Origin of the sequence: Reyranella sp. CPCC 100927 (genome assembly GCF_007859315.1) — a bacterium.
Taxonomy (GTDB): Bacteria; Pseudomonadota; Alphaproteobacteria; order Reyranellales; family Reyranellaceae; genus Vineibacter.
The window spans coordinates 1,166,538-1,193,537 of record NZ_VOHA01000001.1; the positions used below are offsets into that span (position 1 = coordinate 1,166,538).

General features: G+C 67.3%; 24 protein-coding genes. 16 read left to right on the plus strand and 8 right to left on the minus strand.

Translation table 11 applies throughout. The features are described from left to right. The first annotated feature begins 20 nt into the window (after window positions 1–20). Window positions 21–1,856 carry a carbamoyltransferase gene (locus FQU96_RS05350; RefSeq protein ID WP_146539769.1) on the plus strand — a complete coding sequence of 612 codons (1,836 nt, stop codon included), beginning with the start codon at window positions 21–23 and terminating at the stop codon, window positions 1,854–1,856. 266 nt (window positions 1,857–2,122) lie between these two features. Continuing rightward, window positions 2,123–3,100 (plus strand): NADPH:quinone oxidoreductase family protein, encoded by a 978-nt coding sequence (locus FQU96_RS05355; RefSeq protein WP_146539770.1) that lies wholly within the window; start codon window positions 2,123–2,125, stop codon window positions 3,098–3,100. A gap of 38 nt (window positions 3,101–3,138) precedes the next feature. On the opposite strand, the gene FQU96_RS05360 is transcribed toward FQU96_RS05355, so the two are convergent. Continuing rightward, window positions 3,139–3,546, minus strand: a complete 408-nt coding sequence (locus FQU96_RS05360) for a hypothetical protein (RefSeq protein WP_146539771.1) — start codon at window positions 3,544–3,546, stop codon at window positions 3,139–3,141. A gap of 141 nt (window positions 3,547–3,687) precedes the next feature. Continuing rightward, window positions 3,688–4,176: an RcnB family protein gene (locus tag FQU96_RS05365; protein WP_146539772.1), complete on the minus strand. Its 489-nt coding sequence runs from the start codon at window positions 4,174–4,176 to the stop codon at window positions 3,688–3,690. A gap of 157 nt (window positions 4,177–4,333) precedes the next feature. On the opposite strand from FQU96_RS05365, the gene FQU96_RS05370 reads away from it, so the two are divergent. Next, window positions 4,334–5,092: a glucose 1-dehydrogenase gene (locus FQU96_RS05370; protein ID WP_146539773.1), complete on the plus strand. Its 759-nt coding sequence runs from the start codon at window positions 4,334–4,336 to the stop codon at window positions 5,090–5,092. A gap of 11 nt (window positions 5,093–5,103) precedes the next feature. On the opposite strand, the gene FQU96_RS05375 is transcribed toward FQU96_RS05370, so the two are convergent. Next, a complete protein-coding gene (locus FQU96_RS05375) occupies window positions 5,104–5,535 on the minus strand; it encodes an OmpA family protein (protein WP_146539774.1) in 432 nt (143 codons plus the stop codon). 98 nt (window positions 5,536–5,633) lie between these two features. After that, a complete protein-coding gene (locus FQU96_RS05380) occupies window positions 5,634–6,407 on the minus strand; it encodes an SDR family NAD(P)-dependent oxidoreductase (RefSeq protein ID WP_146539775.1) in 774 nt (257 codons plus the stop codon). Window positions 6,408–6,606: 199 nt separating this feature from the next. Here FQU96_RS05380 and FQU96_RS05385 point away from each other — a divergent pair, with 199 nt between their 5' ends. The 5 genes from FQU96_RS05385 (at window position 6,607) to FQU96_RS05405 (ending at window position 13,800) form a co-directional block, all read left to right on the plus strand. Continuing rightward, on the plus strand, window positions 6,607–8,007 hold the full coding sequence (locus FQU96_RS05385) for an adenylate/guanylate cyclase domain-containing protein (RefSeq protein ID WP_178130316.1): 1,401 nt from the start codon (window positions 6,607–6,609) through the stop codon (window positions 8,005–8,007). A 62-nt stretch (window positions 8,008–8,069) separates the two neighbouring features. Next, complete coding sequence (locus FQU96_RS05390) at window positions 8,070–10,004, plus strand: protein kinase (RefSeq protein ID WP_146539777.1); 1,935 nt, start codon at window positions 8,070–8,072, stop codon at window positions 10,002–10,004. A gap of 426 nt (window positions 10,005–10,430) precedes the next feature. Further along, entirely contained in the window at window positions 10,431–11,630 is a 1,200-nt protein-coding gene (locus FQU96_RS05395; protein WP_146539778.1) for a nitrate/nitrite transporter, read from the plus strand. Then, window positions 11,600–12,472 carry a dienelactone hydrolase family protein gene (locus tag FQU96_RS05400; RefSeq protein WP_146539779.1) on the plus strand — a complete coding sequence of 291 codons (873 nt, stop codon included), beginning with the start codon at window positions 11,600–11,602 and terminating at the stop codon, window positions 12,470–12,472. The genes FQU96_RS05395 and FQU96_RS05400 overlap by 31 nt, the downstream gene beginning before the upstream one ends. 137 nt (window positions 12,473–12,609) lie before the next feature. After that, complete coding sequence (locus FQU96_RS05405) at window positions 12,610–13,800, plus strand: cytochrome P450 (protein ID WP_146539780.1); 1,191 nt, start codon at window positions 12,610–12,612, stop codon at window positions 13,798–13,800. 118 nt (window positions 13,801–13,918) lie between these two features. Here the strand turns inward: FQU96_RS05405 and FQU96_RS05410 are convergent, their stop codons facing one another. After that, on the minus strand, window positions 13,919–14,941 hold the full coding sequence (locus FQU96_RS05410; RefSeq protein WP_146539781.1) for a hypothetical protein: 1,023 nt from the start codon (window positions 14,939–14,941) through the stop codon (window positions 13,919–13,921). Between the two features lie 84 nt (window positions 14,942–15,025). Next, the gene (locus FQU96_RS05415; protein WP_146539782.1) at window positions 15,026–15,943 is read right to left on the minus strand and encodes a LysR family transcriptional regulator; all 918 of its coding nucleotides are present in this window, start codon (window positions 15,941–15,943) and stop codon (window positions 15,026–15,028) included. A 119-nt stretch (window positions 15,944–16,062) separates the two neighbouring features. Here FQU96_RS05415 and FQU96_RS05420 point away from each other — a divergent pair, with 119 nt between their 5' ends. From FQU96_RS05420 to FQU96_RS05455, 8 genes are all read left to right on the plus strand, one after another. Beyond that, window positions 16,063–18,360 carry a xanthine dehydrogenase family protein molybdopterin-binding subunit gene (locus FQU96_RS05420; protein ID WP_146539783.1) on the plus strand — a complete coding sequence of 766 codons (2,298 nt, stop codon included), beginning with the start codon at window positions 16,063–16,065 and terminating at the stop codon, window positions 18,358–18,360. Beyond that, window positions 18,357–19,349, plus strand: a complete 993-nt coding sequence (locus FQU96_RS05425) for a dihydrodipicolinate synthase family protein (RefSeq protein ID WP_146539784.1) — start codon at window positions 18,357–18,359, stop codon at window positions 19,347–19,349. Before FQU96_RS05420 ends, FQU96_RS05425 begins: the two co-directional genes overlap by 4 nt. Beyond that, window positions 19,342–19,896, plus strand: coding sequence for a 3-hydroxyanthranilate 3,4-dioxygenase (locus FQU96_RS05430; protein ID WP_146539785.1), 555 nt, complete (start codon window positions 19,342–19,344; stop codon window positions 19,894–19,896). Before FQU96_RS05425 ends, FQU96_RS05430 begins: the two co-directional genes overlap by 8 nt. A 182-nt stretch (window positions 19,897–20,078) precedes the next feature. Beyond that, entirely contained in the window at window positions 20,079–21,248 is a 1,170-nt protein-coding gene (locus FQU96_RS05435) for an ABC transporter substrate-binding protein (protein WP_146539786.1), read from the plus strand. A 186-nt stretch (window positions 21,249–21,434) separates the two neighbouring features. Then, window positions 21,435–22,349 carry a branched-chain amino acid ABC transporter permease gene (locus FQU96_RS05440; RefSeq protein ID WP_146539787.1) on the plus strand — a complete coding sequence of 305 codons (915 nt, stop codon included), beginning with the start codon at window positions 21,435–21,437 and terminating at the stop codon, window positions 22,347–22,349. Window positions 22,350–22,588: 239 nt separating this feature from the next. Beyond that, entirely contained in the window at window positions 22,589–23,569 is a 981-nt protein-coding gene (locus FQU96_RS05445; RefSeq protein WP_146539788.1) for a branched-chain amino acid ABC transporter permease, read from the plus strand. After that, window positions 23,566–24,315: an ABC transporter ATP-binding protein gene (locus FQU96_RS05450; protein ID WP_146539789.1), complete on the plus strand. Its 750-nt coding sequence runs from the start codon at window positions 23,566–23,568 to the stop codon at window positions 24,313–24,315. The genes FQU96_RS05445 and FQU96_RS05450 overlap by 4 nt, the downstream gene beginning before the upstream one ends. Further along, window positions 24,315–25,016, plus strand: a complete 702-nt coding sequence (locus FQU96_RS05455) for an ABC transporter ATP-binding protein (protein ID WP_146539790.1) — start codon at window positions 24,315–24,317, stop codon at window positions 25,014–25,016. Before FQU96_RS05450 ends, FQU96_RS05455 begins: the two co-directional genes overlap by 1 nt. 197 nt (window positions 25,017–25,213) lie before the next feature. Here the strand turns inward: FQU96_RS05455 and FQU96_RS05460 are convergent, their stop codons facing one another. Both FQU96_RS05460 and FQU96_RS05465 read right to left on the minus strand, forming a co-directional pair. Next, window positions 25,214–26,212: a tyrosine recombinase XerC gene (locus FQU96_RS05460; RefSeq protein ID WP_146539791.1), complete on the minus strand. Its 999-nt coding sequence runs from the start codon at window positions 26,210–26,212 to the stop codon at window positions 25,214–25,216. Between the two features lie 72 nt (window positions 26,213–26,284). Then, the gene (locus tag FQU96_RS05465; RefSeq protein ID WP_178130317.1) at window positions 26,285–26,998 is read right to left on the minus strand and encodes a DUF484 family protein; all 714 of its coding nucleotides are present in this window, start codon (window positions 26,996–26,998) and stop codon (window positions 26,285–26,287) included. Window positions 26,999–27,000: the final 2 nt, after the last annotated feature.

Consider the following 27,000-nt stretch of genomic DNA (forward strand, 5'->3'; position numbering starts at 1 on the left):
TGCGGCGGTGGAGCGCTGTGGTGCGCATACTCGGCATATCGGCGTTCTATCACGACAGTGCGGCGGCGCTGCTGGTCGATGGCAAGCTCGTCGCGGCGGCGCAAGAAGAGCGCTTCACGCGCAAAAAGCACGATGCCGGTTTTCCGCAACAGGCGATCGACTTCTGCCTGCAGCACGCCGGCATCGACTTCAGGGACGTCGACTTCGTCGCTTTCTACGACAAGCCGTTCCTGAAGTTCGAGCGGCTGCTGGAGACCTACCTGGCGTTCGCGCCGCGCGGCTTCACATCGTTCCGCATGGCCATTCCGGTGTGGCTCAAGGAAAAGCTGCTGCAGAAGACCCTGCTGCGCGACGAGTTCAAGCGCTGGGTTCCCGACTTCGACTGGCACAACAAGCTGCTGTTCGGCGAGCATCATCAGAGCCATGCCGCCAGCGCCTTCTTTCCGTCGCCGTTCGAAAAGGCGGCGGTGCTGACCATGGACGGCGTCGGCGAGTGGGCGACGACGTCGCTGGCGATCGGCGAGGGCAGTGAGCTGCGGATGGTGCGCGAGCTGCACTTCCCGCACTCGCTGGGCCTGCTGTACTCGGCCTTCACCTACTACACCGGCTTCAAGGTCAATTCCGGCGAGTACAAGGTGATGGGGCTGGCGCCCTACGGCGAGCCGCGCTTCAAGGCCATGATCCTCGACAAGCTGGTCGACCTGAAGGACGACGGCTCGTTCCGGCTCAACCTTGAGTACTTCGACTACTGCACCGGCCTGCGCATGACGAACGAGAAGTTCGACGCGCTGTTCGGCGGCAAGCCGCGCAAGGCCGAGGAGCGGCTGACCCAACGCGAGATGGACCTGGCGGCCTCAATCCAGGCGGTGACCGAGGAGATCGTGCTGCGGCTGGCCCGCTCGGTGGCCAAAGAGAACGGCGTGAAGAACCTGTGCCTGGCCGGTGGCGTGGCGTTGAACTGCGTCGCCAATGGCAAGGTGCTGCGCGAGAAGCTGTTCGACAACATCTGGGTGCAGCCGGCGGCAGGTGATGCCGGCGGCGCAGTCGGCGCCGCCTTTGCCGCCTATCACGGCTTTTGCCGCCAGCCGCGCACCGTCAATGGCCATCTCGATGGCATGGACGGCAGCTATCTCGGACCCCAATACACCCAGTCCGATATCGAGACCCGGCTGACGGCGGCCGGCGCCAAGTTCGATGTCCTGTCCTACGAAGGCATGATCGACGCCACGGCGCAGGCCCTGGCCGACGAGAAGGCGGTCGGTTGGTTCCAGGGCCGCATGGAGTTCGGGCCACGCGCGCTGGGCGGCCGTTCGATCCTCGGCGATCCGCGGTCGCCCTCGATGCAGAAGACGCTCAATCTCAAGGTGAAGTACCGCGAATCGTTCCGGCCGTTTGCGCCGTCGGTGCTGCGCGAGGACGTCACCGACTGGTTCGAGATCGAAGCCGACAGCCCCTACATGCTGATGGTCGCGCCGGTGGTCGAGCGCCGCCGTCGCGCGATGACGGCGGACGAGCAGGCGCTGTTCGGCATCGAGAAGCTGAACGTGCCGCGCTCCGACATTCCGGCTGTCACGCATGTCGACTACTCGGCACGCATCCAGACGGTGCACCGCGAAACCAACCCGGCCTATTACGATCTCATCTCGGCCTTCAAGGCCCGCACCGGCTGTCCGGTGATCGTGAACACCAGCTTCAACGTGCGCGGCGAGCCGATCGTGTGCACGCCCGAGGACGCCTTTCGCTGCTTCATGGGCAGCGAGATCGAGGTGCTGGTGGTCGGCAACTGCGTGCTGCGCAAGGACGTGCAGGACCCGTCGCTGAAGCGCGACTACAAGGACACGTTCGAGCTCGACTAGAACCTGTTTCGGTCGAATGCGATCGCACTGTCATCCCGAGCGCAGCGAGGGATCTTCTGCAAGTGACGCACGGGTGCGCCTGCATCGAAAGATCCCTCGCTGCGCTCGGGATGACAGCGGAGATCGAGCCATCGCGTGCGTCCATTCGGCAAATAGGCTTGGGCGTTCCAGCCGCAGGTTTCGCCCTGCGTGTGATGTGTCGCGATAGACCTCGACGCATCATGGTGGCCTGGGTAGCGTCGGCCTGAACATCGGGCAGGCGAACCATGCGTGCGGTGCTGTGCGAGACCCTGGGCGAGCCCTCGGTCCTGAAGATCGTTGACGTGCCGGTCCCCCAGCCGAAGGCCGGCGAGGTCCTGGTGCGTGCCCGCGCCGCGGCGCTGAATTTCCCCGATGTGCTGATGGTGGCCGGTGGCTACCAGCACAAGCCGGCCCTGCCGTTCATCCCGGGCATGGAGGCGGCCGGCGAGATCGCCGCGCTGGGCGACGGCGTCGCGGGCTGGTCGGTCGGCGATCGCGTGATCTTCGGCAAGCGGCCGGGCTGCTTCGCCGAGTACGTCGTGGTGCCGGTCAGCGCCCTTTCCATGCGGGTGCCGGCCAACTGGTCGTTTGCCGAGGGCGCCGCGTTTCGCGTCGGCGCCACCACGGCCTACAACGGCCTGGTTCATCGCGCCGGGTTGAAGTCACGCGAGGTGCTGCTGGTGCACGGTGCCACGGGTGGCGTCGGCATGGCGGCGGTGCAGCTGGGCAAGCATCTGGGTGCCCAGGTCATCGCCACCGGTGGCGATGACGCGAAACTCGAGGTGGTGCGCGCGCAGGGCGCCGACGTCACCATCAACTACCGCAGCACCGACTTCGTGCCGCTGGTGAAGAGCCTCAGCGACGGCCGTGGCGCCGATGTGGTCTACGACCCGGTCGGCGGCGATACGTTCGAACGCTCGCTGCGGTGCGCCGCCTTCGGCGCCCGGTTGCTGGTGATCGGCTTCACGTCGGGCAACCCGTCAGCGCTCAAGAGCAATCACATCCTGATCAAGTGCCTGTCGGTGATCGGTGTGCGCGCCGGCGAGCACGCGCGCCATCACAAGCCGTTTGCCGACGACTACGATCGAGAATTGCCGCGACTGGCAGCCCAGGGCGTGATGCGCCCGCACATCTCCCATCGCTTCGCCCTGGAGCAGGTGGTCGAGGCGATGGGCGTCATTCAGCAACGCCAGGTCGTCGGCAAGGCCATCCTGGAGATCTGACGGCGACCGACTTGGGGTCGCCGCTCAGGCGGCGTCGGTCAGACTCGCGGCGTGGCCGTCGTGCGCGGCGCGCAGCGTCCGGTCGTCGGGTTCTTGGCGCTGCCGGCCGGACAGCTGGTCGCCACCGGCTTGCCGGGGTTGCGCGGCTTGGTGGTCGCCTGCGGCTTGTGCTGGGCCGGCTTGCGGGCGGCCGTCGTCTTGCCCGGCTTGGTGGCCCCCGTCGCGCCCTTGGCGGCCGGCCGGGGTGCCTTGGGCGTGACCACCGGGGGTGCCGGGGGCGCGGCCTCGGGATCGGACTCGGGCGGTACCGCGGCGAGCTGGATGGGGTTGACGGCCGGCGCACTGCGCTCGATCGCCGGCGGTTGGACCGCAGCCTGGGGTGGCGGCGCTGCGGGCTCGGCCGGGCCGATCGCCAGCAGGGTCGCGAAAAACGCGCCTAGATTCATAACCGACCTCCATCGGGGGACAGGAGGGCTTTACCTGTGTCGGGCAGCGGTACGTGCCGGCTGCGTCTCGACGACAGCACTATCGGCTGTTTCGTATTTTACCGCAAGACTCAACCACAACTTATTGTGTTTCTTGGTGACTCACATGCTCCCGAGGTCGCGTACGGCGTCGATGATCATGCGCGAGCCGACGGCCATCAGCAGCACGTCGCTGGCGACACGGATGTATTGGTATCCGGCCGGCGGCGGCAGCAGGCGGGCGAGCAGGTCGCCGGGCAGCGGATAATAGGGCAGACCGCCGGGCAGGGGCTGGCCGATCCCCCATTTCTTGGCCTGTCCCGGCGGCAGGCAGCCATTGTTCTTCTTGGCCAGGCCCGGGGGGCAATGGCCTGAACGAAACTGCTGGCCGAAATACTGGCGGATGGCGAGCTGGTCGCGGGGCGAAATGGTGATGGTGACCCCGGGGACGCCAGGGGCAGGTCCGACCGGCGCCGCCGCGGCAGGAGAGCCGCCACGCTTGGCTTGCCCCGGTGGGCCATTGGGCTTTTCAGCGCTTGCGGGACCGACGCTCGCCAGCGCGGCCAGGCAGGTGAGGGCAGCGATCACGGCACGGCGCAGTCTGGTCGACATGGGCGATCCTCAAGCAACGACACCTTCAGCACAAACCGCATCATCATGGCGGCGGCAAGGCCGTATCGCTGGCCGGCTCGGCGGCCGCGTGCAGCTTGTACCCATGCGCCGCGGCTGGCTAGCGTGTGCCGCATCAAGGCGATGACAGGAGGAAACGGTGGCCGGGCGCGTAGCAGGAAAGGTTGTGCTGGTGACGGGCGGCGGCTCGGGCATCGGCCGCGCGACGGCAACGCTGTTGGCGAACGAAGGCGCGACGGTGGTGGTCACTGACGTCGATCGCCCCGGCGGCCAGCAGACCGTGCAGCAGATCGGCGGCGCGGCGAGCTTCCTGCCGCACGACGTTACCCAGGACACGGAATGGCAGCGTGTGATCGCCGACGTGCTGGCGCGCCACGGGCGGCTGGACGGGCTGGTCAACAACGCCGGCATCAGCGGGCCGTCTCCCAGCACCTTCGAGACCGAGGACGTCGATCTGTGGCGGCGCATCTTCGCCGTCAACGTCGAGGGCGTGTTCCTGGGCTGCAAGCACGCGGTGCCGGCGATTCGCGACTCCGGTGGCGGTTCGATCGTGAACCTGTCGTCGCTGGCGGCCCTCCTCGGCACGCCGGAACTGTCGGCCTATGGCGCCAGCAAGGGCGCCGTGCGGCAGTTCACCAAGACCGTCGCCATCGAGTGCGCGCGCAAGGGCTACAAGGTGCGCTGCAATTCGGTGCATCCCGGCATCATCCTCACCGCCATGGGCGAGTCGCTGTTCAATACCGAGGAAATTCGCGAGCGTGCGCGCCGGCGTGTCCCGTTGCGCGAACTGGGCCGGCCGGAGGATATCGGCTACGGCATCCTGTTCCTGATCTCCGACGAGTCGCGCTACATGACCGGTGCCGAGCTGGTCATCGATGCCGGTATGTCGGCAATCTGAGGGCCGGGGCGTCAGCGGCCGTAGCGGATCTCGACCTTGCGTTCGCTGGCGGTTTCCTTCGTGCCGAACACCCGGATGGGGTCAGTGATCCGGCGGACGACGATCTTCTCGCGCGGGTAGCCGTTGGCGACAAGTTCGCTGGCCACGGCCTCGGCCCGTGCGCGGGCTAGCTCGATGTCCTTGTCCCGTTCCTTGCCCCGGTGGGCATCGGCGAACCCTTCCAGGCAAAGCTGGTTCGCCTTCTGCGCGATGGCCTGGCTCGCGATGCGGGAGACGTCGCGCTGACCGCGCGGCGTCAGTATCGACTGACCGCGATCGAACAGCACGATGATGACGCCGCCCGGCGTCTGGCCGCCGACGCAGCGGTCGTCCTGGGCCTGGGCCGCGGCCGCTGTCAGACAAAGGAACGCGCTGGCAAGAAGCGCGGCGATCGGCGTGCGCATGCGATACCCCAATCAGTCGGGCGGTTGTCGCCCGGCTGGTATCGTGCCGCTTTTCGGAGTGAGCGCCAACGTATTTGTCTGGCGCTCTTGGCGCGCGATCAGAACAGCGTATAGCCGCCGTCGATCACGATGGACTGGCCGGTCGTGTACTTGGTGGCGTCGCTGGCCAAGTAGACGGCGACTGGCCCGAAATCCTCCTCGACGCCCCACCGGCGCACGGGGATGCGCGGTTTGACGTTGCCGGCGAACTTTTCGTTGTTGAAGGCATTGGCCGTCATCGCCGTCTCGATCCAGCCCGGCAGGATCGAATTCGCCGTGATCTTGTAGCGCGCCAGTTCGACGGCCAGCGCCCGCACCATGGAAACGACGCCGCCCTTGCTGGCGGCATAGTGTTCGTTGCGCGCCGCGCCCTCGATGGCGGCCGTGCTGGCCATCGCCACCAGCGAGCCGCCCTCGCCACGCTCGATCATGTGGCGCACCGCGGCGCGGAAAGTGAAGAACACGCCGTCGAGGTTGACCGACAGCACGCGGCGCCACTCGGCGGCGGTAATGTCGGCGAAGCCCTTGCTGCCGCGGCCCGAGACGCCGGAGTTGGCCACGCAGTTGTCGACCTTGCCCATCACCTTCAGGGTTTCGGCGAACGCCGCCTCGACCGCCGCTTCGTCGGCGACGTCGACGATCTGGGCATGCACCTTGCCACCGTGACGCTTGAGCTTCTCGACAGAAGCCGCGTTCTTGGACGCGTTGGTCCCCCAGATGCAGACGCCGGCGCCGGCCTCGGCCAGCGCATCGGCCATGCCGAACCCGATGCCGCCGTTGCCGCCGGTGATCAGCGACACCTTGCCGGTCAGATCGAAGCCTTTGTACGCCATGGCCGTTCCTCCACTCGATGGGCGCGGCAGCAAATCCGACGCTGCCCGTGGCGTCAATCGCGTTGCCGATGCGGGGCGTTTGGCCGCATCGCTATGCGGACCACCGCATCGTCCGGCTGGATGGTGGTGCGCCCGGGCAGCCCGGTGTATTGTCGGCATACAAACAGTCGGTACAAACCGCAGGGGAATATCGGGATCCATGAACGGCTCGCCGGTCAAACGGCGCCTCGCCGCGATCATGTCCATCGATGTCGTGAGCTACTCGGCGATGATGGGGGCGGACGAGGAAGGCACGATGCGTGTGCTGCGCACGCATCGCACCGCCATCGATTCGTCGATCCGGCGGCACGGCGGGCGCATCGCCAACACCGCCGGCGACAGCGTGCTGGCCGAGTTCGGCAGCCCGGTAGAGGCAGTGCGCTCGGCACTCGACGTCCAGGCGGGAATCGACACCCGCAATAACAGCCTGCCGCCGTCGCAGCGCATGCTGTTTCGCATCGGTGTGCACCTCGACGACGTGATCGTCCAGGACAACGGGGATCTGCTGGGCGAGGGGGTCAACATCGCGGCCCGCCTGCAGGCCGCCGCTGACCCCGGCGGCGTCATGGTCTCGGGCGAGGTGGCCGGGCAGGCGCGCGCCAAGATGCCCGAGTATGGCTTCGAGCGGCTGGGCCGGCCGGTGATGAAGAACATCGTGCGCACGGTCGAGGCGTTTCGCGTCGTATCCGGCGCGCGTGCGCGTCAGATCGCCCGGGCCGATGTGTCGTCCGCGCCCGGTGCGCCGCACGCGACGGCCGAGAAGAAGGCGCACATCAGCGGTTTTGTCATCGCCGCCGCCGTCATTGCCGGCCTGCTGGGTGGCGGTGCCGTCGCCTGGGGCATTTTCGCCTTTTCGGGTGGCGGCCCGGTGGGCGATGGGAAAGAGGCCGAGGCCATCGCGCGGCGCAAGGCCGCCGAAGCCGATGCCGCCCGCAAGCAGGCCGCCGACGACGCCGAAGCGGCGCGGCGCAAAGCCGCCGAGGCGGATGCCGCCCGACAGCAGGCCGCGGCGGCCGAGGCGGCGCGTCGCCAGGCTGAACAGGAGGCCGTGGACCGTCGCCACAAGCGCGCCAATCAGACACGCAGCCTGTCGTGGGCGGACATCCCCTGTGCCCAGTCGCGCATTGCGGCCGGACAGGGCATGACCTGTTCCGCCTCGGCCGAGTACGACGGCGTCGATGGCCGCGGCAAGTTCCGGCGCTGGGCCGCCGGCACGCATGCCGCGACGACGGCGACCTACGTCATGCTGGTTGATACCGTCGATGCAGCCTCGGTGCATCTGCCGTTGCGGCGCGACGACGAAAGCGAGTTTCTTTTGGAGATCAGCAGCTTCACCCGCAACAATGCTCGCGAGTGGTCGTCCCTGGCGGCCCTGGGCGACAGCCTGTACGTCACGTTCAAGGCGGTCGATGGCCGCTCCTGCTTCGCCTTCGCCAAGCCCGGCCCGGCCCGTGGCGACGGCCTCGCCTGGGTCATGCGCGGCTATCACTGTGTCGCCAGTGGTCAGTCGCTGGTGGCTGACCGCATCGCCCTGGTGATCGGAACGTTGAAGGCGCGCTAGCGCGGCTGTGGTAGTCTGCGGCCACGGAACGACAGAGGCCATGACGGCGGGGACAGCAACGTATGAGCACCGGGCAGTCCGGTAGCGGAAGCACGCCGCCACGATGGCAGACGTCGGCGCCGTCCCTGGATTCGGCGACCCGAGTCGTGCCGGACGCGCATGGCACCAGCCTGCCGCCGCCGGCGTCGCGCCAGCCCTTCGCCGAGACCACGGCCGACATTCAGTCACTCACGCCGCTGCAGCCTGGCGTGCTGCTCAACAACACCTACCGCGTCGAGCGGATGCTGGGCCGCGGCGGCATGGGAGAGGTCTATCGCGGCACCAACGTGCACACGGGCGATCAGGTGGCGATCAAGGTCATTCGCCCCGAGCTGGTCGACGACACGCAGATGCGCGACCTCTTCCTGCGCGAGGCGACGGCGCTGCGCAAGATCCGCCACCCGGCGATCGTTTCCTACGAAGGCGCCAGCGCCGATGCCTCGGGTCGGCTGTACCTCGTCATGGACTTCGTCGAAGGGCCGTCGCTGGCCCAGATCGTGGCGCACCAGCCGCTCACCCCGACGCAGGTGCAAGCCCTGCGCCGGCGTCTGGCCGATGGCCTGCAGGCCGCTCACGAGCAGAACGTGGTTCATCGTGACCTGTCGCCGGACAACATCATTCTGCGTGGCGGTGATTTGAGCCAGGCCACGATCATCGACTTCGGCATCGCGCGGCGCACCGACGTCGGCAAGACCAGCGTCATCGGCCAGAGTTTCGCCGGCAAGATCGAATACGCCGCGCCTGAGCAGTTCGGCATGTTCTCCGGTGTCGCCGATGCGCGCTCCGATATCTACACGCTGGCGTTGGTGCTGGTTGCGGCCAGCCTGGGGCGTCCGCTCGACATGGGCATATCGGCGATGGCGGCGATCCAGGCCCGTCAGAAGGTCCCCGATCTGGCGCAGGTACCGGCGTCGCTGCGGCCGGGCCTGGCGCGCATGCTGGCGCCTGATCCCGACGACCGGCCGCGGTCGATGCGGGACGTGGCGGCGCTGGATGCGCTCGACGCTGCCGGCCCGCGTCCGCGGCGGGGTATGCGGACGGCCGCACTGGCGGTCGGGTTGGGCCTGGTCGCGGTGGTGGGCGGCGCTTTCGCTGTTTCCGATCCGGTGGCGATGGTGCGGTCGTGGCTCGACGGCGGCGGTACGGCTGCCCGCCAAGCCCAGGCCGAAGCCTGGCGCCAGGCACTGCAGACCGATACGGCGGCGGCCTACCAGGCCTTCCTCGCCCAGTATCCCGGCAGTGAACACGCAGCCGATGCACGCGAACGTCTGGCTGCCGCCCAGCGGCGCGAGGCCCAGGGACGCGAGGAGGAGGCGCTGTGGCGCCGGGCGCAGGACGCGACAACCACCGAACCCGTGCGTGCGTATTTGCAGCGGTATCCCGACGGCCGCTACGCCGACGCCGCGCGCCGCAAATTGGCCGCCCTGTCCGCGTCAGGCACATCGGCGTCCGGGACAGCTGCATCGGGTACGTCGGCATCGAGCACGACCCCGACCCAACTCACATGGACATCGGTGTCTTGTGCCACCGTGCCGTTGTGGACGCCGCCCGGCTTCAGCTGCCAGGCCTCCCAGGAATACACCGTGCCGGGATCGGACAAGCGGTACCGCAGCGTTACGGCCGGAGGGGCGGTCGGCGGCTGGCAGACCGACATATGGATGCAGGAAGCGTTGGGTGACGGAAGTGTCGGTATCACGACACCGATTGACCAGGCATTGTTGCAGCTGAACGCGGTCACCCGGGCTGGCAGCGATTGGTCGACCGTGCTGACCTACGGCGGTGCCGAGTTCATGACGTTTCGCAGCGGCGCCGCCAACTGCGTGGCCTTGCGTAAGCCGGGCGAGCGCCGGGGCGCCGGCTATGCGAATGTCTTCACGGCGGTGCAGTGCGCACCGGCGGGACAGCCGCTTTATCCCAACGATATTCGTACCACCATAGATGGCGTGCGTGCCAAATAGGATTTTCACCATCTGCGTGTAGACTGCCGTCACGGTGAGCCACCGACACCCCGAAGCATTCACTGGGCGATGCGAAATGCACACGTTGTGCAATGATGGCTTTGCGTGCCCCGGGGAAGCATGGTATGGGGGCGCCGTCTGTCCGATCTTATGCTTCTGGTGGTTGTATTTCCGCGCCGGGGAGGCGGTGTGCTCGTGAAGTGATTCGCGGGCCGCCAGGGTATGCGATCAACGAGTGGCTGAGTGCGGTTGGGCCGGAGGACGTCGTCACAGTCGATCACAAGACTGACAAACCGATAGGGATAGCTTCAATTCGCGCACTGCAGGCGCGTGATTCACGGAAGGGATACGGGGGAGAGCAAGTGTGCAGCAGTTGGCGCGGGCGGCTTCGGCGCAGTCATCGACTCGCGTTCTAGTTGTCGAGTGATGGATAAACGTCTCCTGATTGCTGTTATTTGCGTTGCCCAGACGTTGTCCATGCTGGGCGCCAACGGCTATACGACCCTGTTGCCGTTGTTTCGCAGTGAATGGCAGTTGACCAACGCCCAGGCCGGCTGGATTGCCGGCAGCCAGTATTTCGGCTTCATGCTGGCGGTCCCGTTTCTGTCCGCCCTGACGGACCGCTTCGATCCGCGCCGGGTCGTGTTGGCCGGATCGGCGCTCGTCCTGGTCACCTGCTGCGCCTTCGCCTACTGGGCTGACGGGTTTACCAGCGCACTGCTGATCCGCGGCTTCTATGGCGCCGGGTTCGCTGCCACCTACATGCCGGGGCTGCGGGCCCTGGTCGAAGCCATCGACGATCCCAAGCTCAAGGCGCGCGCCACGACAATGTACCTGGTGTCGTTCAGCACCGGGGTTGCGCTGTCGATCCTGGTTGCCGGCCAGCTCGCGCCGGCCTTCGGCTGGCGCCCGGCGTTCGGTTTCGTGGCGGCGATGGCGGCCCTGGCGTTTGCGATGAATTTTCTGTTCGTGCCCGCCCGCCTCAAGCCGCTCGTCACCGTACCCAAGCTGCGTGACCTGTTCGACTACCGCCCCGTACTGCGGCACAAGCCGGCCATGGCCTATATCATCGGCCAGTGCGGCCACACCTGGGAAGCATTGGCCCTGGTGTCATGGATGGTGGCCTACCTCGTCTACATCGCCAATGATGCCGGTGGCGCCGGGGCATGGCTCAAGCCGACCGATGTCGCCACCGTCGCGGCGTTTGCCGCGATTCCAGCCTCGCTCCTGGGTGGCGAACTGGCGGTGCGCATGGGTCGCCGCCGCCTGGTGCTGATCGCCATGGCCTTGTCCTGCCTGGGCACGCTGTGCCTGCCCTGGATCGGCGGCAGTTTCGGCTATGCCGCGGTGTCGGTGTTCCTGGTCGTGCTCCTGGGGCTGGCTTATCTCGACTCCCCGGCAATGACGGCGAGCCTGGTGGCCAACGCGCCCGAAGGCCGCGCCGGGGCCGCGATGGGCCTGCACACGTCGCTGGGTTTTGCCGGCGGGTTTCTCGGGCCGTGGATCGTGGGGGTCATGCTGGACCTGGTCGGCCACGACTCGACCCAGGATTGGGCGTTGGCGTTCGCCACCGTTGCCGTCGCCGGCATGATCGGATGGCTACCGGTGTTGCGGTGGGGTCGATAGCGGTCATCCGCCGCCGGTACCTGGGCGCAGTCGCCCTGCTGGCCACGCTTGGCTGTGCGGCCGCGGCGCAGGCTCAGCAGGCCGTCCGATTGCCCAGCGTCGACGGCAAGCCGCCGGCGGCGCTCGCCGCCACCCTGTTCAAGCCGCCATCGACGCGCGGGCCGCTGCCGGCCGTGGCGATCTTCCACGGCTGCGGCGGTGTCGGTGTCAACGTCACGCGCATGGCGCAGCGCCTGGCGGGCCGCGGCGTGGCAGCGTTGCTGGTGGACAGTTTCGGCGCCCGCCGGATCAAGGATGCCTGCACCCGCCATTGGCCCACCGTGGCCCAGGCCGAGGACAGGACCCGCGACATCGATGCCGCGGTCGCGTGGCTGAAGTCGCAACCGTTCGTTGCCAGCGATCGCATCGCGGTGATGGGCTACTCCTATGGCGGCGGCGTCGTGCTGATGCGCACGCTGCGGCGCGCCCTTGCCGTGCGCGCCGTGATCGCCGTCTACCCCGATTGCGCGCTGCCCGACAGCGATGCCGCCGCGCTGGCGGTGCGACAGCCCACGCTGCTGGCGCTGGCGGCGCTCGATGACTGGACACCGGTGCGGCAGTGCGAGGCGATGCTGGCCCGACTCGGCGAGGGTCGCGATCGCGTCGAGCACCGGACCTATGCCGGTGCCTATCATAGCTTCGATGCCGTCGGCTTGCCGGTGACCTACCTCGCCGCCGCCGGCAACCGCAGCAAGCCCAACAATTGCTGCGGTGCGCACTACGGCTACAACGCGGCAGCCTATGCGCAATTCCTGCAGGATCTCGACGCGTTCGTCGATCGTCACCTGCGCGCCGAACGATAGACAGGATGCCGCCGCGGCGTGGTCCGTGTGCGGGAACCAATAAGGCGCCGTTATTCATTCATAAGAAATATCCGCCTTGCCGAGGCTTCGATGCGGGATGGATGGTGTGCCTGCGGACGAAGCGGTGAGGAAACGAGATGTCAACCAACAGGCCGTCATCAGGGATCGAGCTGTTCGATCGGGCGGGGATCGACAATCCCTATCCGCTCTACAGGCAACTGCGCGATATCGGGCCGGCGGTATGGCTGGAGCGGCATGGGCTGTGGTGTGTACCGCGCTACAAGGATGTGAAGGCGGTTCTCGGCGACCATCGCCGTTTCACGACGTCACAGGGCGTGGCGATGGACCCCGCCGTCAACGCGGCGACATCCGGTCCGGGCAAGGCGAATTCACTGACCAGCGATCCGCCGTTTCACGACAAGATGCGCCGTGTCACCGGCGCGCCGCTGCTGCCCGGTGCGCTCAAGGACATCCAGGACACCATCCACGAGACGGCGCGCAAGGTCGTCGATGACATCTGCGCGCGCCGGCGTGTCGATGGCATGGCCGATGTCGCTCACGTCCTGCCGCTGACGGTCGTGTCCGAGCTGGTCGGGTTGCCGGCCTACGGCCGCGAATCGATGCTGCGCTGGGCCGCCGCCACGTTCAACGCCATGGGCCCGATGAACGATCTCGGCAAGCAGGCCCTGGTCGAGATCCAGGAACTGCACCGCTTCTGTCGCGAGGACGCGGTGCCGGGCAAGCTGAAACCGAGCGGATGGGCGGCCCGCATCTACGACGCCGCCGGCCGGGGCGAGATCCCGATCGAGCAGTGCCCGGGCATGATGCGCGAGTACATCGGACCCAGCCTCGACACGACGATCTTCGCGACCGGGCATCTGCTGCGCCTGCTGGGCGAGCATCCGGACCAATGGCGGCTGCTGAAGGATGATCGCACGCTGATTGCGGCCGCGATCAACGAGGCGCTGCGGATGGAGGCGCCCATCCGCTCCTTCAGCCGCTATGTGCGCGAGACGAGCGTGTTCGACGACGTCGCCATACCGGCCGGCGATCGTCTGCTGGTGCTCTACGCGTCGGCCAACCGCGACGAGCGCAAGTGGGAGCGGCCGGACGACTTCGATATCACGCGCAATCCGCGCGACCATCTCGCCTTCGGATTCGGCATTCACACCTGTGCCGGCATGCACCTGGCCCGGCTCGAGATCACGGCCCTGCTGACGGCGCTGCTCGACCGCGTCGAACGCTTCGACGTCGGAACGCCGGAAATTTCCTACAACAACACCCTGCGCGGCTATGCATCGCTGCCGATGACGGTGCATCCGGCGTAGGTGGCCGCCACGAAAACAGTTCTTGTCCTGGGAGCGCGGGCGTCCCGCCCGCTCATGTTCGGGCGTCGTACGACAATGCGGGCGAGACGCCCGCGCTCCCAGGGAAAGGATGACTGCGCTACCGTGCCGCCTTCACCGTGTCCTGGTAGTCGCCCCAGGCATCCATGATGTCCCAGGCGGCGAAGACCACGGGGATGCCGGCGCCGGCGCCGCGCGCCATCTTCGCCGCCGTGCCGGCCTTGGCGAACTTGGCGCCTTCGCTCGCAACCTGGCGCTGGGACTGCCCGATGATGTTGTTGGCCTTGGCGATCTGCCGCTTGCGCAGCCCTTCCTCGGCCAGCTTCTGCGAGTACTTGCGGATCTGGCCTTCGGCGGAGCTGATGATCTGGCTCGAGCGTGCCTGTTGCGCCAACGCCTTGTCCGCCAGGTGCCCGGTCACCTTGCCGCCGACTTCGCTGGCGGCATACTTGCCGATATCCACGCTGATGGCGGCGACCTTGGCCGTGGGGCCTTGTTCCCAGGTCTTGATGATCGTGTTGGTGGTTGAATAACCCAGACCCGCCAGGCCGAAGGTGGTGGCGGATGCACCGGCCTCCAGTCCCAGGATGGTGAGCCCGCCGCCCGCCGCCGCCGTTCCGCCGACGGCGCCCAGCGCAAAGGCCACGCCGGCCACGCCGCCGATGACCGCGACGCCGACCGCGGCCGTCAGCCGGATGCGGGCCAACGTGACGATCGCGTCCTGCGTCTGGTTGATCACGTCGTTGTTGATCTGGCTGACCTCGCGATAGAGGTTGTTGAGATCCTGCCGCACCATGTCGCGCAGGCCCGCGACATGGTTGACGTAGGCGTTGCCGGCGGCCGGACCGCCCGTGTGCAGCTTTTCGATCCACGCCAGCAAGAACCGCTCGTGCTGTTCGTCGGTGACCCGCTGGATCGCTTCCCGGCTGCCTTCCTTCACCTGGGCATTGCCGGGAGGTTCTTTCCAGAACATCACGGCGTAGATGGCGTTCAGGACCGCGCTGTCCTTGTAGGTGACCCACTCGATGTGGGTGTGCCGCTGAACCGCGATGAGGAAGGCTGCTGAGCGAAAAAAGCGGCTGACCGTTTCCAGGTCATAGCAAATTACCGGCACGTTTTTCATGATCGTCCTGAGAGAAAGTGCATGAGCACTTCCTCGGTTTCTCTTGTGTCATTATCAAGGCAAGCGGAGTCAGGACGCTTCGGATCACGATCCGCCGACGCCGCGTGGCACCAGGGCGCGCGTGTGCTTGCGCAAGAGGCTGGCGAAGGCGGGCAGCGCCGGCGGCGCTGAACGGCCGCTGGGGCTGATCATGAAGATGTTGCGCGCAATGATCGGCTCGACCAGCGGCCGGGCCACGACCTTGAGGTGATGGACGGCGGCGAAGGCGTAGGTCGGCAACACCGCTATGCCCAGGCCGACCTCGACCAGCGCCATGGCGGTGCCGATATGCGAAACCTCGTAGTCCGTTCGCATCGGCAGCTGCGCATGGTCGTAGCCGCGTTCGACCAGCAGGCGGATGCCGCTGTCGCGGGTCAGCGTCACCAGGGGCTGATCGCGCAACTCGCTCCAGCGGACGTGCGCCTGTTGGACGAACGCGGAGTCGTGATTGCAGAACAGCAGCAGGCTGTCGCGGGCCAGCGTGATGCGGTCGATGCCGGCTTCGGTTGGTGCGAACGTGCCGATGCCGCAATCGGCTTGTCCCGTCCGCACCTTGTCGACGATCTGATCGGTGCGCGCGTCCTGAATGACGATCTGCACGCCGGGATAGCGGGCCACGAAATCCGAGATGGCGCGCGGCAGGATGGCGGCGGCCAGCAGCGGCGGCGCGGCGACGATCAGGCGTCCGCGGCGGCGGCTGGCGAGGTCGCGCGCATTGCGGACGGCGTGATCGAGGTCCTCGACGCTCTTGGCCGCCGCGCTGCGGAACTCGATGCCGCCTTCGGTCAGCTCGACCTTGCGGGTCGTGCGGTCGAACAGCTTGATGCCCAATTCGGCTTCCAGGTCGCGCACATATTGCGACAGGGCCGGCTGCGCGACGCGCAGGCGCTCGGCGGCGCGCGTGAAGCTGCCGAGTTCGGCCACGGCGAGAAAGGCCTGGATCTGCTTCAGCGTGACGTCCATCGGCGGTTCCGCTTTTATAAGCACACAATATTAATAAATACGAAAATAGCGAATTGTCATATAGAACCAAAGTCGCTGGTATGCCCGCTGTCCGAAAGGGAAGCAGGGCGGACGCATCGATGCAGGAGTGGAGCGACAAGCGACGCGTGTCGGGTGGGCTGTGGCGTGGCCGCAGCGTCCGGCGCGTCGAGGACGCCCGCCTGTTGACCGGCAACGGCCGCTTCGTCGATGACATCCAGCCCGATTCGTGCCTGTACCTGGACTTTCTGCGCAGCCCGCACGCCCGTGGCGACATCGTTCGGCTTGATGTCACCAAGGCGCTGGCGGCGCATGGTGTCGTCGCTGCCTTCACCGGCGCTGATGTCGCCGCGCTCGGCGATGCCGCCGTCAACGCGTTGCTGCCGGATATCAAGGTGCCGCGCTTTCCTGTCCTGGCACAGGGTCGCATCGACGCCGTCGGCCAGCCGGTCGTTGCGATCGTCGCGCAGAGCCAGGCCCAGGCACGCGATGCGCTCGACGGCGTCGAGATCGACGTCGCTGCGACGCCGAGCGACACCGTTGCGGCTCGGCCGCCGGCGATAGCGCATCGTTGGGCCTCAGGCGATGTCGCTGCCGCGTTCGCCACCGCCGCGGCGGTGGCGCGGATCGAGGTTCATCATGCCCGCCTGGCGCCTACGCCGATCGAGCCGCGGGCGGCGGTCGCCGTTTGGGATGCCGCCAGCGAAAGCCTGACGATCTGGCTCTCGACGCAGACGCCGCATCGCGCCCGCGTTGACCTGGCGCAGATCCTGGGGCTGGCAGCAGCGCGCATCCGCGTCATTGCGGCAGACGTCGGCGGCGCGTTCGGTGGCAAGGCGTCGATCTATCCGGAAGAAGCCATGGTCGCGTGGGCCGCGGTACGCCTGGGCCGCGCTGTCCGGTGGTGCGCGACGCGGTCAGACGAACTGCTGTCGGCGACCCACGGCCGCGGTGCGACGACGGTGGGCGAGTTGGCGCTCGATGCCGAGGGGCGGATGCTGGGTCTGCGGGCAGACCTGGCCTTCCCGCTGGGTCACTGGCTGCCCTTCAGCGCCGCCGCGCCCGGCCGCAATGCCGGCCGCATTCTGCCCGGTCCGTACAAAGTCCCGGCCACGGACGTGACGATGCAGGCGGTGCAGGCCCATACCGCTGCCGTCGGGATTTACCGCGGTGCCGGCCGGCCGGAAGCGGCGATGCTGATGGAGCGCCTGGTCGATGAAGCGGCGCGCATGCTGTCGTTGGACCCGGCCGAGATCCGCCGTCGCAATCTCCTGGCGCCGGATGTCTTTCCCTTTCGCGCGCCCAGCGGCGCGGTCCTGGACTCCGGTGACTATCCGGCGCTGCTGGCCGCAGCGTGCGCACGCTCGAATTACCTGGCCGTGCGGCAGCAGCAGCGGCAGCGGCGTGCCCGGGGCGAGGTGGTCGGTCTTGGTTTGGCGCTCTATGTCGAGCCGTGCGGCGAGGGGTGGGAAAGCGCGCAGGTCAGCCTCGCCGATGATGGCCGGATCGTCGCCGCCACAGGCTCGAGCGCCCAGGGCCAGGGACGCGAGACGGCGTACGCCCAGATCGTCGCCGATGCCGTGGGTGTGCCCTTCGACAACGTGATCGTGGCGGTCGGCGATACGGCGCGGACGCCGACGGGCATCGGCGCGCTGGCCAGCCGCAGCACGGCCATCGGCGGCAGTGCCATCCTGCGCGCCGCGCAGGCTTTCGCGGCGTCGGCGCGCCAGCGCGCGGCCGAACTGCTGCAATGCCCGCCCGATGGTATCGTTGCCGTGGCCGACGGTTTCGTGGCCTTGCAGGGAGACGCGCGGCGCCTCACCTGGCAGTCGATCGCCGACAGCCTCGCAAACGAAGGGGGCCTGTCGGAGTCGGTCGTCTTCCACGCCGACGGTGAAGCCTGGAGCAGCGGCTGCTGCGTGGCGGCGGTGCGGATCGATCGTGAAACCGGCACGCCCACGATCGAACGGTTGACCTGGACCGACGATGCCGGTGTGGTCGTGAACCCGATGCTGGTTGACGGCCAACTGGTCGGCGGCATGGCGCAGGGCATCGGCGAAGCATTCTTCGAGCGGATCATCTACGATGGCGATGGTCAGCTGCTGACGGGATCCCTGATGGACTATGCCGTGCCGCGGGCCGCCGATGTTCCGGCGGTGGACATCCACAAGATGGCCACGCCCTCGCCGGCCAATGCGCTCGGCGCCAAGGGAGTCGGTGAGGCGGGCTGCATCGGCGTGCCGGCCGCCATCGTCAACGCCGTCGTCGATGCTCTCGCGCCGTTCGGCGTGCGGCACATGGACATGCCGCTGACGAGCGAGAAGCTCTGGTGCGCCATGCAAGGAACACCTGCCTCCGCGAAGCCGGGGGAGGGAAACGGAACGGAGATGGAGCCATGAAATACAGCAGGAAGGATGCCAAGGCCTACGCGCGCGCCAACATGAAAGGCATCTGGGCGGCGGCGCTCACGCCGTTCACGCCGTCGTTCGCCATCGACGAGGACGGCTTTCGCGAGAACATCCGCCACTGGGGCGATGCGCTCCAGATCGACGGGCTGTTCATCTCGGGCAAGCAGGGCGAGTTCTCGTCGATGCCCGTCGCCGAGCGCAAGCGGACCTTCGACCTTGCGGTCGAGGCCAGTGCCGGCCGCTGCGCGACCATCATGTCGTGCTCGGATCAGAACATGGATACCGTCATTGAGCTGGCGCGCCATGCCCAGAGCGCCGGCGCCGACTACATCGTCGTGCACGCGCCGATGCTGCACTTCGCCAAGGCGCAGGACGAGACTCTCTACGCCTATTATCGCGCCATCGCCGACAAGGTCGATATCGGCATCGCGCTGTGGAGCCATCCCGACAGCGGCTATCTGATGAGCCCGCAGCTGTGCAATCGCCTGGCCGACATCGAGACCGTGGTGGCGATCAAGTACAGCGTGCCGCGGCCGATGTATGCCGAGCTGACCCGGCTGGCCGGTGATCGCATCCTGGTCAGCACCGCCTCCGAGGAGGAGTGGCTCGACAACATCGTCGAGCTCGGCTGGCAGCTCTACCTGTGCTCCTCGCCGCCGTTCCTGATCCAGACCGCCGGCGATCTGCGCATGCGGCAATACACGGATCTCGCCCTGCGCGGCGAGGTCGACAAGGCCCGTGCGGTGTGGAACACGCTGGAGCCCGTGCGCGAGGCGTTGCGCCACACGCGGCCGGCGGAGAAGCCGCACGCCCACCAGAAATACTGGCAGGAGCTGCTGGGCCAGGTCGGCGGCGCGGTCCGGCCGCCGTTGCTGCCGCTGACCGACGCCGAGAAGGCGGCGACGCGGGCTGCGTTCGAAACCTGCGGCCTGCAAGCGGCACCGGCGGCGGCGGCGGCACGGAGGTACAGCCATGGCTAGCACGGGACGGCTCAAGGCCTTCAACTTCCAGCGCTGGATCGAAGAGCACCGCGATCGGTTGAAGCCGCCGGTCGGCAACCAGCAGATCTGGGAAGATGCCGACCTGATGGTGACGGTGGTCGGTGGGCCCAACCAGCGTACGGATTTCCACGACGATCCGGTCGAGGAATTCTTCTACCAGCTGTCGGGCAACATGGTGATCAAGATCACCGAAAATGGCGAGTTCTATGATGTGCCGATGCGCGCCGGCGATATTTTCCTGATGCCGCCGCACACGCGCCATTCGCCGCAACGGCCGGAAGAAGGGTCCGTCGGCCTGGTCATCGAGCCCAAGCGACCACCGGGCGAGAAGGATGCCTTCGAGTGGCACTGCTTCGAATGCCGCAAACTGGTGCATCGGGTCGAGGTCAACGTGCAGAGCATCGTGCGCGACCTGCCGCCGCTGTTCCAGGCGTTCTATGCCGACGACAAGAAGCGCACCTGCCCGCATTGCGGCAGCGTGCATCCCGGCGCCGTTCCGCCGGCCGGCTGGGTAAGGTTGCCGTGAATCTCTTTACCTTCCCCCGCCTGCGGGGGAAGGTGCCCAAAGGGCGGATGGGGGATGCTGCAAGAGAGTCGATGATCGATGCATTGGCTTCCTTGCAACACCCCCCATCCGCCCCTGCGGGGCACCTTCCCCCGCAAGCGGGGGAAGGTAGGAAGCGAAAATCTCGGGGAGGACATGACGACATGAGAAGACGCGACATCTTGTTGGGTTCCGCCGCCGCGCTCGCCACGGGGACGCGGGCGTTCGCGCAGACGCCGGTGACGATCGGCATGGTCACGACGCTCAGCGGTCCCGGTGGTTATCTCGGGCAGGATATCCGCGACGGCTTCAAGCTCGTCATGGACATGGAGGGCGGCAAGCTGGGCGGCGTGCCGGTGCAACTGGTGGTCGAGGACGACGCGCTGAAGCCCGGCCAGGGCAAGCAGATCGCCGATCGGCTGTTGAAGAACGACAAGGTAAAGCTGTTCACCGGCATCGTGTTCTCCAATGTGGCCGGCGCCGTGGTGCCTGACGTCGTCGATGCCGGCGCCATCTACGTCAGCCCCAACGCCGGACCGTCGAACCTGGCCGGCAAGGAGTGCCACAAGAACTACTTTGTCGCGTCGTGGCAGAACGACAACATCCACGAGGCTGCTGGTCAGGCCGCGACCAACCTGGGCTACAAGCGCGCCTTCATCCTGGCGCCCAACTACCAGGCCGGAAAGGATTCGCTGGCCGGCTTCCGCCGCTTCTTCAAGGGCGACATCGCCGGCGAAATCTTCACGCGGCTCGACCAGACCGATTTCGCGGCGGAGATGGCGCAGATCCGCGCCGCCAATCCGGACGTCGTCTTCCAGTTCCATCCCGGTGGTTTGGGCATCGCCTTCCTGCGCCAGTACCAGCAGGCCGGCCTGCTCGGGAAGATCCCAATGGTGGTCTCCGAAGCGTCGATCGATAACGTGATCCTGGCGGCGCTCGGTGATGCGGCGCTCGGGATCTACGTGGGCAGCCACTGGAACACCGACTTCGACAACGCCGCCAACAAGGCGTTCGTTCCTGCCTGGCAGAAGGCCTACGGCCGGCCGATCACGACCTATTCGCAGCAGGGCTACGACACGGCGCTGTTGATCGCCTCGGCGCTGAAGGCCACCGGCGGCAAGGTGAACGACACGGCCGCCATGCGGGCGGCGCTGGCGAAGGCCGACTTTCAGTCGACCCGCGGCGCCTTCAAGTTCGGGCTCAACCAGCATCCGATCCAGGACTGGTACATGCTGAAGGTCGAGAAGGGCGACGACGGCAAGCCGGTGCTGCGCACCGTCCAGAAGATCCTGACCAACCACACCGACGCCTACGCCGCGCAGTGTAAGCTGTAGTTAGAAGAAAAATCCTCCCCAGCGTCGCTGGGGAGGTGCCCCGAAACGACGTTTCGACGCTTGGCGTCGAAACGTCGGTGGGCGGAGGGGAGCCAACGTGGTCTCAGTAACGAAGATCTCGTCGGGTCCCCCTCCGGGCCTTCGGCCACCTCCCCCAGCGACGCTGGGGGAGGAAGTGGGGGAAGATTGACGCTCGTCTTCGAACAGTTGCTCAACGGCGTGCAGCTCGGCGTGATGCTGTTTCTGCTCGCCGCCGGCCTGACGCTGGTGTTCGGCATCATGGGCGTGATCAACCTCGCCCACGGCTCGCTCTACATGATCGGCGCCTACGCCGGCGCCTTGGTCGCGGCCAAGACAGGATCCTTCCTGATCGCCTTTCCCACGGCACTGCTGGCGGCGGCCGCAGCGGGCATGCTGATGGAGACCATGGTCATCCGTCGCCTCTATGCGCGCGACCATCTCGATCAGGTGCTGGCGACGTTCGCGCTGATTCTGATCTTCAACGAACTCATCACCATCACGTTCGGCCGCCAGCCGCTCTTCGTGTCCGTGCCGCCGCTGCTGAACGGCTCGATCGAACTGGTACCGGGTTTCCGTTATCCCGCCTATCGACTGGCGATCATCGTCGTGGGCCTGCTGGTGGGTGTCGGCCTCTATGGCCTGATCCAGCACACGCGGGTGGGCATGCTGGTGCGGGCCGGTGCCACCCATCGCGACATGGTGCGGGCACTGGGGATCGACGTCCGCCTGCTGTGCACCCTGGTCTTCGGCCTCGGCGCGCTGTTGGCGGGCCTGGCCGGCGTCATGGCGGGGCCGATCCTGGCGGTGCAGGTCGGCATGGGTGAGCAGATCCTGATCATGACGTTCGTGGTCGTCGTGATCGGTGGTGTCGGCTCGATCCGTGGCGCCTTCTTGGGCGCCCTCATCGTGGGCATCGTGGACACGTTGCTGCGCGCCTTCATGCCCAGCCTGCTGCGCCAGGTCATGGTGGGATCCGAAGCCGATGCGCTGGGCGCCGGCCTGGCCTCCATGGGAGTCTACTTGCTGATGGCGATCGTGCTGCTGGTGCGTCCGCGGGGATTGTTCATCCATGGCCAGTAGCGTGAAGGCTGCCGGCAACATCGTTTACCTTCCCCCGCTTGCGGGGGAAGGTGCCCGAAGGGCGGATGGGGGATGTGGCAGCAGGGTCGGTGCCGATGACGAACGCCATTTTCGTTGCAGCATCCCCCATCCGGCGCTGCGCGCCACCTTCCCCCGCAAGCGGGGGAAGGTAAGGAATGCACGAACGGTCGAGGGGCGCCTTCCCGGCAAGGCTAGCTCGGAAAGTGGGTTCTGTGCCCATGCCTAGCGCATTCAAGCTGTTCGCGCTGGCCATCGGTGCGGTCGTGCTGATCGCCCTGCCGTTCATCGCCGACGGCATCGGCATGCCCGCCGCCACGACCCTGGCCACCAGCATGCTGATCTACGGCATCGCTGCCGCCAGTCTCAACCTGGCACTCGGCTACGGCGGGCTGGTGAGCTTTGGCCATGCCGCCTTTCTCGGCCTCGGCGGTTACGTGGTCGGCATCCTCTATCACCACTTCGTTTCCGGCGATCCCGTCTTCGGGTGGTTCGCAGGCACGAACCAGCTCATCGTGAGCGTGCCGGCGGCGATGCTGGTGTGCGGCCTGCTGGCCGCCGCGATCGGCGCCCTGTCGCTGCGCACGTCGGGTGTGCAGTTCATCATGATCACGCTCGCGTTCGCGCAGATGCTGTTTTTCCTTTTCGTGTCCCTGAAGGCCTATGGCGGCGACGACGGCCTGATCATCCGCCGCCGCAATGCGCTGCCGGGTCTCGATACCCGGGACGACACGACATTCTACTTCGTATGCCTGGCGATCGCGGCGGTCTGCTGGTTGCTGCTCCAGCGCTTCGCGCGGTCGCGCTTCGGTGTCGTGCTGTCGGGCGTACGCCAGAGCGAGCGCCGCATGGCAGCGCTGGGCTTCACGCCTTACATCTACAAGCTGGTGGCCTTCATCGTCTCGGGCATGGGCACCGGTCTGGCCGGCGCTCTGCTGGCCAACCACCTGCGCTTCGTCAGTCCGGACACGCTGCACTGGACCAAGTCGGGCGAGCTGATGGTGATGGTTGTCCTGGGCGGTGTCGGCACGTTGTCCGGCCCGTGGCTGGGCGCCGCGGCCCTGGTGGCGCTGGAGGCGATCCTCGCGGCCTGGTCGGAGAACTGGCAGATCTTCCTCGGCCTCGTCCTGCTGGTGGTCGTGCTGCTGACGCGCGGCGGTCTTGATCGGCTGCTGCGTCTGCTGGGGCGGCGATCGTCATGACGGCGCTGCTCCAGGTCCGTGGTTTGGCCAAGCGCTTCGGTGGTCTGGTGGTCACGGACGATGTCGATCTCGATGTGCACGCGGGCGAGATCCATGCCCTGATCGGGCCCAACGGCGCCGGCAAGACGACCCTGATCAACCAGCTGAGCGGCGAACTGGCGCCCGACCGCGGCTCCGTTCGGCTGGCCGGCACCGTCCTTGACGCACTGTCAGTGGGAAAGCGCGTCCGTCGCGGCTTGGCGCGGACGTTTCAGATCACCCAGTTGCTGGCGGACGATACGGTGCTGGACAACGTGGCGCTGGCGGTGCAGGCCCGGCAGGGCCACAGTTTTCGTTTCCTGGCCGATGCACGCCGGGACGTCGGCGTGCGCGAGGCGGCGGCTGGCTACGTCACCCAGGCCGGGCTTGGCGATCGTCGTGACGTGCCCGTAGCGGACCTCTCGCACGGCGAGCAGAAACAGCTGGAGGTCGCTATCGCGCTCGCGACCGAGCCGAAGCTGTTGCTGCTCGACGAGCCGATGGCTGGTCTCGGCCACAGCGAAAGCCGCCAGATGATCGACGTCCTGCGCACCGTCAAAGGCCGGGTCGCAATGCTGCTGGTCGAGCATGACATGGATGCCGTGTTCGCCCTGGCCGACCGCATCTCCGTACTGGTCTACGGCCGGATCATCGCGACGGGAACGGCGGAGCAGATCCGCGACAACGCCGAGGTGCGCACGGCCTATCTCGGCGAGGGGGACAGCTGATGCTGGCGGTGCGCCATCTGGCCGCCGCTTACGGCCGCAGCCAGGTTCTGTTCGACGTCACGCTCGACATCGCCGATGGCGCGGTGGTCACCTTGCTGGGCCGCAACGGTATGGGCAAGACCACCACCGTGCGCACCATCATGGGGCTGATGAGCCCCTCCGCCGGGACTGTTACGTTCGATGGCGCCGAGATCGGCGGCACCGCACCGGAGAAGATCGCGCGTCGCGGCATTGGCCTGGTGCCGGAAGGCCGCCATGTCTTCCCGACGCTGACGGTGCGCGAGAACCTCGTGGCGACGGCGGCCAACCGGCGCCCCGCCGCGCAGCCCTGGACCCTGCAGCGCGTCTACGATCTCTTCCCGCCGCTGCAACGCTATGCCGAGCGCAGCGCCGCGACCTTGTCGGGTGGCGAGCAGCAGATGCTGGCCATCGGCCGTGCGCTGATGACCAACCCCACGCTGCTGATCCTCGACGAAGCGACCGAGGGCCTCTCGCCCGTGGTGCGCGGCGAGATCTGGCGCTGCATCGAGCGGCTGAAGGCCGAGGGTCAGTCGATCCTGCTGATCGACAAGAACATCCAGGTGCTCAAGCGCCTGGCCGACCACCATGTCATCCTCGAGAAGGGCCGTACCGTGTGGTCCGGTACCAGCGCCGACCTCACCCGCGACGCCGACACCGTGCATCGCTACATCGGCGTGTGATCCCGGCGAAAAACAGTTTCATTCCGGTTGTCGCCGGTCGCGGCCGTTCCTATCTGGGCCGCGGTGGTGCTGGCTGACCGAGAGGTGGACGGTGATGTCGCCGAATTGTTGTCATTGTTGTCATTGTTGTCACGCGTTTCGCTGAGGCGATTTTGTCCCCGGGGACGCTTGCCGGGGTTTGCGCAATTTCCGCAAGCCTATCCGCCGCTGCGAGCGCGCGGATGAGCGGCGCGATAGATGGCGGCCAGCCGGGCGGCATCGACATCGGTGTAGCGCTGCGTGGTCGACAGCGACGCGTGCCCCAGCAGCTCCTGGATCGTGCGCAAATCGCCGCCGGCGCCCAGCAGGTGGGTCGCGAAGGAGTGGCGCAGCGCATGGGGTGTGGTGCTTTCCGGCAGGCCCAGCTGCACCCGCAGGCGGCGCACGGCGCGCTGGACCACGCCGGGGTCGAGCGGCGCACCCCGCGCTCCGATAAAGAATTGATCGTCGGGTTCGGCCGACACCAGGAACGGGCAGGTGGCACGGTAGGCGGCCAGCGCCGTCGTGACCGCCGGCAGCAGCGGCACGATCCGCTGTTTGCCGCCCTTGCCGGTGATCGCCAGCGTGGCGGTCCGGTTGCGCAACAGGCCTTCGACCGTTCGCTTGGTCAGCGACAGTGCCTCGGCGATGCGCAGGCCGGCGCCGTAGAGCAAGGTCAGGATGGCGTTGTCGCGGCGGACGATCCATTCGATGGTGGCGTCGGCGTCGATCTCGGCCAGCAGGTCGCGTGCGTCGCCCACCGACAGTGCCTTGGGCACCGACTTCGGCAGCTTCGGTGTGCGTACCAGCGCGATGGCGGCATTGGCCGCGAGGCCCCGCCGGTCGAGGAAGCGGAAGAAGCCGCGCACCGAAGAGAGCGCGCGCGCGGTCGACGTGCGGGCCAGCTTGTCGCGTGCGCGGCGCGCCAGCCAGGCGCGGAAATCGCTTTGGCGCAGCCCCGCCAGCGCCGCGAGATTGGGCGGCTCGCCACGATGGACAGCGACAAAGGCAATGAAATCATGAACGTCGCGGCGATAGGCCGACACGGTCTTGTCGCCGGCCCGGCGCTCGGCGCTCAGCCAGGCGACCCAGGTCACCAGTGCCGCCGCGACATCCTCTTGTGCCGCCAGCGGCGGCGGCAGGGGCGGTGGTGCGGGTGGTGGGGGTTTCCGCTTCATATCGGCAACGCATTGCCTCGCTGTCGTCCTTCACACCTCTCCCCGCTCGCGCGGGGCGAGGCGATCCCGGCGTCACTCCGGCAGGTCGAGCCAGGCGCGGATCGTGTTCTCCAGGACGCGTGTGAGGAAGAACAGCAGCTCGGTCGACTGGGTGGGGCCGAACGTGGTGCCCTGGCGCGAACCGAAGGCGATCACGCCGTCGGGCGATCCGCTGGAGACGCGCAGCCGCACCAGGACGTCGGCCCTGACATGACGCGCAACGGGACCGAAGAAAGCTTCTTCGCCGATGATGTCGCCGCGCAGGCGCGCGCTCTCGCCCGGTCCCAGGGCGGCATCGATGGCGCCCGGCGCCAGCACGTAGACGCCGCGTACCGGCACGCGGCGCGGCGCGTCTTCGGTGCCTTCTATGGCCAGCGCGATGAAATCGACATCCAGCAGGCCCGGCAGTTCGTGCGTCACGGTATGGATCAGCTTCTCGAAGCTGGTCGCCTGGATGATGCTGAGCACAGCCACGTGGATACGATTCTGCGTGATCTGGTTGGCGCGGCCGGCGCTGATCAGCTCCTGCTGTACGGCGCGCAGTTTGCCGATGTCGTTGCGCAGGCGCTTGACCATGGCGGTCTGCATGTCGATCACGCCCGCGGCGCTCTGGCGCGGCGGAATCTGCAAGGTCTCCACCAGGGCGGGATGGTGAACCAGGAAGTCGGGATGCGCTTCGAGGTACGCCGCGACATCCGCGGCCGACGGCCCGGCCACGCTGCGATCGTCGGCGTCGGTATCGGCCACGT